The following is an 8336-nucleotide window of genomic DNA, read 5'->3' as shown; positions in this document are numbered from 1 at the left end:
ATTGGTTCATCGATACCTTTAAAATTGTTACATTCGGAACCACATAAAAGGTAAACAGAAAGGACCTGCCAGCCCGTGTTTGTTCACATAGGCTAACAGGTCCTCTTTTGCTTTCCAGTCCAGCTATTATAAAAGCGGAGACAACAGACGTGCCAACGATTCCAGCAAGCGCAAACGCAGTGGTCGGTTCACATACTCTCCCAATGTCATTTCCCGGCAATCAACCAAATCGGAGACGAACAGTTCCTCCAGCTCCTTTGCCATCTGCGAGTCGTACATAAACGCATTCGTCTCGAAATTCAGCTTGAAGCTGCGAATATCGACATTGGCCGTTCCCACAGACGACAACTGGGTATCGACCACAATGGCTTTGGCGTGCATGAAGCCTTTTTCGTAGAGGAAGCAGCGCACACCGCTCTTTAACAAATCGCCGAGATAAGAGTGGGTCGCCCAGAATACCAACAAATGATCTGGCCTTCCCGGGACCATCACCCGCACATCTACCCCAGACATTGCCGCCATTTTCAGTGCGGTCAGCATACTTTCATCGGGAACGAAATAAGGAGTCTGCAAGTAAATCTTCTTCCGTGCCTTGTAAATCATCTTCAAAAAGGCATGCTTGATTTGCTCTTTTTCCGAGTTGGGCCCACTCGATACGATCTGAACGCCAATCGTGCCCTCGGCCTCATGAAGCTCCGGAAAATACGCGAGTGACTCATGCATTCTTTTCGGTGCAGACAAATTCCAGTCCAGGAAAAAGCGTGCTTGCAGCATGTATACCGCTCTTCCCTCAATCAGCAAATGGGTGTCACGCCAATACCCCAGCTTCTTATCCTTGCCCAAGTATTCATCCCCGATGTTGAAGCCTCCAATGTAGCCGATCTTGCCATCAATAATCGTCAGCTTGCGATGATTCCTGAAGTTGACCCGAAAGTTTAGGAATGGAATCTTCGCCGGGAAAAAGGAGGCGACTTCTCCCCCCGCTTCTACCAATGGGCGCAAAAATCGGGATGAGACACCAGAGGAGCCTACCGCGTCGTAGAGCAATCGAACCTCAACGCCCTCCTGTGCCTTCTTCGTCAACAGTTGAATGAGCTGTTTCCCTAAATCATCGTCGTTCAAAATGTAGTAGAGCAAATGTATATGCTCCCGTGCTTCCTCCATCTGTTTGAACATGAGCTCGAACAGACTATGGCCTTCCTTAAAAACCTGAATGGTATTATCCTGCGTATAATACGCTCCATCACTTACCACGTTCATGAAAATCATGTCGCGGTGTTTCTCCATTTCCGGGTCGTTCACTTGTAGTTCACCATGGGCAAGCAACTGCTTTTGTCTATCAACCGCAGCTCGAAAATGGGAAAACTCCCCTTCCTTGAGCCGATACAGCTTTTTCTTGCTCAGCTTATGTCCAAAAATCAGGTAAATAATAAAACCGATGCCCGGCAAAAACAGCAAAACCATCAACCAGGCCCAGGTTGCCGCAATGTTTCGCCTCTCCATGAAAATAAGAACGGCACCCAAAATCAGGTTACCTATTGTTACTATCGCAATTATCTTTTCAGACAATGCCATCACACCACATCCAGCTCTAGGATTCCTCCCATATTACAACATTTGCTATCGGGATTCATCCTTCCTATCCATCTAGTTTATCCTATGTTGCCAATAGTTTTCCGTTCTTCATGATACATTTGTCGTCCAAATACACATCCGGCTCTTTGACAACCAGATCGATATGTACCCCCGCGACAATCGTCCCGCCAAACGTGTTGTTGCTACCAAAGGCTACGTGAATCGTTCCGTACACCTTCTCGTCCTCCAGCACAACTCCCGTAATACGCGCCTTATCATTTGTTCCGATTCCGAATTCACCCAGCATCCGCCCGCCTTGGTCTCCAAGCATTTGCAGGAGGCGTTCAGCCGATGTTCCTTCTGCCTCTGTGATCCGACCATTTTGGACCGTCAGCAGCAGGGGCGAATCGATTTTTCCGATACCCGCGATAGAGCCATCGACGAGGATTTGTCCCTCTGCTGTCCCTTCCAGTGGAGCGATATACGCTTCCCCAGAAGGCAAGTTGCCCGATTCTCCAGGGTTGACGTACATGCCTGTACTCGGCACCCCATTGCGATCGGCGATGGAAAACGTCAGTGACTTACCCGCTTTTTCGATTCGCACGGTACTTGCCCGCGTCAGCATCTCGGTCACGCGCTCGGTGAGTGCCTTTACTTGTGTATAGTCAGCGGAAATCGCTCCCGCAAGGAACATGTCTTCCGTAATAGCTGGCATGGTAGCCAGTCTCGTACCATTTGCTGCTGCTTCTTTGCGTGCTTTTGTATGCGTCAAAGAGTGCTGGGTCACACATACGACCACATCTGCGCTCTTCATCGCCGCTGCAACAGCCGCAGGAGGCTCTTGACCGGACTTTTCCCGCTCCTTCATGACCATCAGCATTGCTTCTGCCCCAAGCTGTTTACCGGCTTCCCAGATCGCCTCACCGATATCCCGCTTCCGCTCGTCGGCTACCACTAGAAACGTCTCATTCGCTTGTAATGCCAAGCAATTCATCAAAATGGCTTTGCTGGATTCTATCAACGTCATGTCAGAATCATTCCTTTTCATCTATCTTATGGTTAGATTATATCCACTTTTTTCTTGCAAACTCTTCTGTCTTCGCTAGATTGGATCGTTAGTCCTGCCCTTTTCCTGTTTATCGGAATCTTCTTGCTTTTGCTGTTAAATTTAGTATGATTAGAATACAAATGAAAACGCTTAAGACAATGAGGTCTTCTACCCGCGCTTTATCCATAGGCGTGGGGAAGACCTTTTTCTTTTGAAAAAATGATAACGTTTTCATTTGAGGGATCGAGAAAAAGAAGAAGGGGATGACAACATGTCACACAGAAAAACACAACCCAAAACGTGGTGGCTGACCATGCTGATGATCGTCGCTCTACTCGCGATGCAGATGCCAGCATTGGCCAAGGACACCAACGTGCAGATGCTCGACAAGGGGAAATGGGCACCTGCGACTTATCAAGCCGTCCACGAATTGATTGAGAAAAACGGCATCAAGAGTGCCTCCTACAATGCCAAAAAGAAACCGTATGCCGTTTTTGACTGGGACAATACGAGCATTATGCATGACACAGAGGAAGCTCTACTTGTTTACCAGATCAACCATTTGGCTTACAAGCTCACACCAGAAGAATTCGGGAAGGTTATCCGCACGAATGTACCAGAAGGACCGTTTTCCGATTCGTATAAAAATGTCGACGGCAAACCTGTCACACTCGATGCCATCGCGACTGATCTCGTAGCAGACTACAAGTACTTATATCAAAATTATCAAGGTCTTAAAGGAACGAAGTCGCTGGAGGAAGTGACAGCAACAGAGCAATTCGCAGATTTCAAAGCCAAGCTGTTTTTCTTGTATGAAGCGATCAACGATACACACAGCACCTCGATTGGTTATCCGTGGATCCTCTACCTCTTCACGAACATGACAGTGGAAGAAGTGCAACAGTTGGCGGAAGCATCCAATGATCTTGGCCTGGGTATGGCAATTGAAAAAGTAACCTGGACGAGCCCGAAATCGTTGGCAGGCAAAGCAGGCGTGGTGAAAGCCTCTCATACCACGGGCTTGCGCCTGACTTCCGAAGTAGCAAACCTGATGAACACACTGCGTGCCAATGGCATCGACGTATATGTCGTGAGTGCCTCCTTGGAGGATGTTGTTCGTGTTTTCGCTACTCTCCCGAAATATGGCTACAATCTCCCAGCGGAGAACATCATCGGCATGCGTCTGAAAACAGAAAACGGACGGATCACAAATGTGTACCAGCCTGACTACCCGATCACGGTAGGCCACGGCAAGACGGAAGTGATCCAGAATGTATTGGTGAAAAAGTATGGTCATGGCCCTATCTTCATCGCAGGAGATAGCAACGGTGATTTCGAGATGATGACTGAACTCGACAGCGTAAAGCTCGCGCTCGTCGTGAACCGCGTCAAGGGCGGCAAAATTGGGCAGCAAATTACCAAAGGTGCTGAACAGATGGGTAAGGCCAACCCGACGGTAGTCCTGCAAGGACGTGACGAGAACACAGGCATGTGGATTCCGAGCGAAGCCACGATCCGACTTGGGCAGAAAGAGCCGCAGTTGGTCGCGAAATAAACAGGAAAAACCGCCCTTTGTACGGGGCGGTTTTATCTTTATGGATGGGTAACCGGAATTCGCCACTCGAATGGATATTTTTTCTGTACGGCATCTAGTCGTAGTGTAAGCTTCTCCGGGAGCTTGTCGATTTCGTCTTCTTCCCAGCTTTTGCTGTCCACTATCAAAAATTTGTACGTTACTCGCTCGCGCCCTGACTGGTCAGCAGGTCCTGTGGATTGAGTACTCCTTCTAGCACGGTAAGTGGTTCCCTGCCCATCTTGGGCTACCCACCAAGGCAAATAAATTTCTGAAATATCTTTGGATAGTACCTCAACCTCCATTTCTATTTGCTGTTTTTCCGAAAACTCATCTTTTGCCAGCTTGATGCCTTTCACTGTGAAGATATCTTCTCCCACTTGTTTGATTACGGGCTTCTTGTTCAACTCATCTGGACGGAAGGTGACACTCATATCATACGGTATTGCCTTGTGGAAGCTGTTTATGACAAGCGTCGCTGCTTTGCCTTTTGGCAACGGATCGTCGTCCATGATCCAGCGGAAATGCCCATAGCGATCAATGGCATGTGATCGTTCTATGAGCCATTCCTTCCCCTTGCTGCCATCTGCTCCCTCGTAATAATATCCCAGCTTGTACTGCTGATACGGCAGAAATGGAGCATAATCGGGGTCCGTCGTCTTTCCGGTTAGCTTTTTCGCTTCTTGTTCCAGCTGTTTTTTGGCCGCCTCTGTCCACTGTGTTTCCAGCTCAATTCGGGTTGTCGTTGGCGTGTTGACGATCTGGTGCAAGGTCATCTTCAATCCATGCTTCGTCACTTGCGTTTGATTGACAGGCAGCACAGTCGTTGCGGCCGTTGTTTTTGCCATCGTGACCGGAACTTGCAGCTTCCAGTTTCCTTTTCTATCACCGATTTTATCAAAATGAATCGACAACGTTTTCGGAAGGGGCTCCTGTCCTTTTTTACCAAGGATAAACCGGATGAATCCGACATTGTCTTCAAAGCTTGTTCCCCCATCGTCAGAGATGACCGCCCCTTTGGCATCCAGCAATTCAACGGCATTGGATTGAGAGTTACTTGCTGTCTTCCATTCAGGGCCGAGCTGTTTACCATCCGACTGTTTAATCATTAAAGCTACTATTACCTGCACCGGATCAGCAATGATTTCCTTTACCTCCAAGGTGATCCCTTGATCGGTAACAGAAACATTCGATGTTTCAGAGAAGCCTTGTCTCGCCGCCTGTTGCAGTCCTTCGTCATTGAACACACCTTGTGCAAAGATCGATTTGACATAGGCCGCAAACGTTGGGGACACTTGCATGGTTCCGAGCAGCCCTAGTACGACAGCGGAAGCGATGCCGATGGATGTCCATTTTTTGCTTCGGAAAACTGAGCGTCTTCTCACTTGCACTATGTGATTCTTACCTGGCATTTGAAAATCCGGCGTCTCGACAGCTCCCGCTACTTTCCTAAGCGTCTCTTGGATTTGCCGCTCCTCGTTAGTCATGCGTCATTGCCCCTTCCCGCAAAAAATCAGATCGTTTGCAATCCTTGTCCAATTGTTGTGCGATCAGCTTCCTAGCCTTGTGCATACGTGATTTGACCGTCCCCTCAAAGGAACCCGTAATTTTGGCGATCTCCGACACGCTGAAGCCCTCGTAATAGTAAAGAATAATGACCGCGCGATGCTCCGCCTTCATGCAGCGAATCGCCTGCCATATTTGCCGCCGCTCCTCTCGCTGGATCACGTTGTCCAACGGCGTCGTCGCTTCTTCCGGGATCATCTCTTCGTATTCCACCACAGGCTTCTGCTTGCGTACCATATTCAGAGCCCGAAACGTAATGATCCGGTACAGCCAATTGCGAAAGGCCATTCCCCGTTTTTGATCGAGTCGGTCTATGTGCTGATACGCTTCGATGAGCCCTTCCTGAACGGCGTCCTGTGCCAGATGCTTGTCATGAATGATCAAATACGCTGTCCGGTATGCCATCGCCAGATAGGGCTTGACCAATTGTTCAAAGGCCTCAGGCTCGTTCTCTTGACATTTGGCAATCAACTCCCACTCATCCACAGCGTTTCCTCCCCTCGTTTTTCTCTACTGTATATTCACAAGAACGCGGAGTTTGGTTCACGTTACGTAGTCGAAAAAATATGAAACATGGAAAAACCCGTCCCCTGAACAGAAAGTATGCTCCGCTATGCCATTACAACGAAAATAGGGAGCACCTAGGCTCCCGGCTTCCTTTGTAATTATCCGTGATCTCCTTTTTCTATCTACTTCGTAATGATCTTGCAATAAGGTGTTCAACTTCGTTTCTAAGTTCAGAAATATTCTGCCCTGAATAATTTTCTGGGAGGAAATAAAGATCACCATGCTGATCTATTGTCTCTGGAGAAACTTGTGAAACCAGAGTGTTCTCGCTATTAATTTTTATCTTTCCTTGAACGGACCCTACTATGTTATAGATGTCATCGTCATCTTCTGTTAAGAAAACAAAATATGTATTTCCTTCTTTCATAGGAATACTTCCTGCAATCCCTACCGTTATTATTCTAGGATCACCAAGATCATCATTCAATTCAAATCCTCGCTTTCCTGAGAAATATTTGGTCACCTCTCTTTCATCGAATTCCCCTCCAGTTTCCAGTACAGATACTGTATCATCTATCTCTACATCACCTTTATAGACTTTCGTTAATTTTAATTCAGAGACTGTATATACAGTAAGGTATTCATATTCAGGGTGATATACTTGAGAAATAACCTCAGCTTCGGCAATGATATCTGCATTTTCAGCCAAACCCTCCACGTTAGTGAATGTCTCCCTAAACGATGCCTCACCAGAAACGATTCTATAATCTGAATCACTGGAATAAAGGAAAGGCTGTTTTTTCAAGTCACCTATATAATAAACAGCAAGTCCTGCAATTGTTATAAAACCAATTGTAGCTAGTGTTATTTTTTTCGTAGAATTAAAATTTTCAATACTAATCGTTAGTACTCCCCTTTCAACCCAATGATAAATCAATAGTAGAGGTACATGGCTTACTAGAAGCAACTTCGATATTATTTTTCCAACTCGTATCCCCATGCCCCATTGTCATACTTGATTTTGAAAGACAAGGTTTCCCCATCTTGTCTATTGAACGCGAAATAGCCTTCTGTTAAATTTTCATCCAAAAGAATAACCGGAAGGGTATCTCCTTTTTTGGTATATTTCTGCATGATCTCGTCCTGAACTTCAATGAATGCATCCTTCACGTCTACAGAACGTTCATCTATTATTTTATCCATTAGTGGGGCTCTTTTGGAGAATCTGTTATAAAGCCACTCTTTCCCATTTTCGTCAGTCAAAACTTGCATAGGTGCCAGTTCATCTGAATTTACTTCGATTCCCAATGAATGAAGAGCTACCAAGTGATTTCCTTTTTTGTATTGCTCAATATCTTCACTTGTATTTAGATTACTGCCAGCGAAAACCGCACCAGAGAGAACAAGACCCAGAATAAATACATTTCTTTTTTTCATCCTGTTACCTCCACGTGTTTTTATTCATGCCAATCTGCTTCGGAAACTCGTTCAGAGATTGCTGTTGTACTATCTTGTATTTTCAATTACTACTTTCCATTGATCATTTTCTTTAACAACTGGAAGAGTTATATCTTCCGAAACATGTTCATTCGAATAATGAAACGTAACACTCATTTTTTCATCTTCAATCTTTTCTACCGATACGGAATCCATATCTATATCCATCTTTTGAGTACCAAAACTTTCGTACACTTTCTGCTTATCTTTATCATTATCAAAGCGCTCATCAATTGTGTATTCAACCATAGTTGGAGTGTCACCGTTCTCAAGAGCTTCCAAATAGATTTGAACCATTTCTTTTACTTCATTTTCCTCATTAACCGAAGCGTAAGTGTTGGAAGTCCAAATACCGCCAGTAACCACAACAGCTCCAAGTAGTAGAATTGCAGCAACTTTAGCAGACTTTTTCATGCTCTTACCTCCCAATCATTTAAACTGTTTATCTGTATATAATTACATATTTTGCCAGTTCAATAAATGATACTAAAGAACCACTGCCACCGAAAGCCGTTTACACCGCTTATCATTGTAAATCCGCATTTGGCGGATGGGCCCTGCTCACGATAT

The 8336-nt window shown here is 45.8% G+C and carries 8 protein-coding genes; 1 reads left to right on the top strand and 7 read right to left on the bottom strand.

Features of this window, described 5'->3' with window-relative positions:
- Positions 1 to 126: 126 nt before the first annotated feature.
- Positions 127 to 1575, bottom strand: a complete 1449-nt coding sequence (cls, locus tag HP401_RS29110; RefSeq protein ID WP_173607578.1) for a cardiolipin synthase — start codon at positions 1573 to 1575, stop codon at positions 127 to 129.
- Between the two features lie 82 nt (positions 1576 to 1657).
- Positions 1658 to 2602, bottom strand: coding sequence for an aminopeptidase (locus HP401_RS29105; RefSeq protein WP_173607577.1), 945 nt, complete (start codon positions 2600 to 2602; stop codon positions 1658 to 1660).
- 292 nt (positions 2603 to 2894) lie between these two features.
- Here HP401_RS29105 and HP401_RS29100 point away from each other — a divergent pair, with 292 nt between their 5' ends.
- The gene (locus tag HP401_RS29100; RefSeq protein WP_173607576.1) at positions 2895 to 4178 is read left to right on the top strand and encodes an HAD family hydrolase; all 1284 of its coding nucleotides are present in this window, start codon (positions 2895 to 2897) and stop codon (positions 4176 to 4178) included.
- Positions 4179 to 4216: 38 nt separating this feature from the next.
- On the opposite strand, the gene HP401_RS29095 is transcribed toward HP401_RS29100, so the two are convergent.
- The 5 genes from HP401_RS29095 to HP401_RS29075 form a co-directional block, all read right to left on the bottom strand.
- Positions 4217 to 5683: a DUF4179 domain-containing protein gene (locus HP401_RS29095; RefSeq protein WP_173607575.1), complete on the bottom strand. Its 1467-nt coding sequence runs from the start codon at positions 5681 to 5683 to the stop codon at positions 4217 to 4219.
- Positions 5676 to 6248 carry an RNA polymerase sigma factor gene (locus tag HP401_RS29090; protein ID WP_173607574.1) on the bottom strand — a complete coding sequence of 191 codons (573 nt, stop codon included), beginning with the start codon at positions 6246 to 6248 and terminating at the stop codon, positions 5676 to 5678. Before HP401_RS29090 ends, HP401_RS29095 begins: the two co-directional genes overlap by 8 nt.
- A gap of 199 nt (positions 6249 to 6447) precedes the next feature.
- The gene (locus HP401_RS29085) at positions 6448 to 7269 is read right to left on the bottom strand and encodes a hypothetical protein (protein ID WP_173607573.1); all 822 of its coding nucleotides are present in this window, start codon (positions 7267 to 7269) and stop codon (positions 6448 to 6450) included.
- Positions 7245 to 7706: a hypothetical protein gene (locus HP401_RS29080; RefSeq protein WP_173607572.1), complete on the bottom strand. Its 462-nt coding sequence runs from the start codon at positions 7704 to 7706 to the stop codon at positions 7245 to 7247. Before HP401_RS29080 ends, HP401_RS29085 begins: the two co-directional genes overlap by 25 nt.
- 69 nt (positions 7707 to 7775) lie before the next feature.
- Complete coding sequence (locus tag HP401_RS29075; protein ID WP_173607571.1) at positions 7776 to 8180, bottom strand: Rv0361 family membrane protein; 405 nt, start codon at positions 8178 to 8180, stop codon at positions 7776 to 7778.
- Positions 8181 to 8336 lie beyond the last annotated feature (156 nt).

The organism is Brevibacillus sp. HB2.2 (assembly GCF_013284275.1).
In the GTDB taxonomy this organism is placed as follows: domain Bacteria; phylum Bacillota; class Bacilli; order Brevibacillales; family Brevibacillaceae; genus Brevibacillus; species Brevibacillus brevis_D.
The sequence above is the reverse complement of the archived record's forward strand: the minus strand, read 5'-3'. Positions and strand labels throughout refer to the sequence as shown.

Coding starts and splice junctions, on each gene's coding strand:
- HP401_RS29105 (WP_173607577.1), bottom strand. CDS start 2,602: ATGACGTTGATAGAATCCAGCAAAGCCATTTTGATGAATTGCTTGGCA.
- HP401_RS29080 (WP_173607572.1), bottom strand. CDS start 7,706: ATGAAAAAAAGAAATGTATTTATTCTGGGTCTTGTTCTCTCTGGTGCG.
- HP401_RS29095 (WP_173607575.1), bottom strand. CDS start 5,683: ATGACTAACGAGGAGCGGCAAATCCAAGAGACGCTTAGGAAAGTAGCG.
- HP401_RS29085 (WP_173607573.1), bottom strand. CDS start 7,269: ATGGGGATACGAGTTGGAAAAATAATATCGAAGTTGCTTCTAGTAAGC.
- HP401_RS29100 (WP_173607576.1), top strand. CDS start 2,895: ATGTCACACAGAAAAACACAACCCAAAACGTGGTGGCTGACCATGCTG.
- HP401_RS29075 (WP_173607571.1), bottom strand. CDS start 8,180: ATGAAAAAGTCTGCTAAAGTTGCTGCAATTCTACTACTTGGAGCTGTT.
- cls (WP_173607578.1), bottom strand. CDS start 1,575: ATGGCATTGTCTGAAAAGATAATTGCGATAGTAACAATAGGTAACCTG.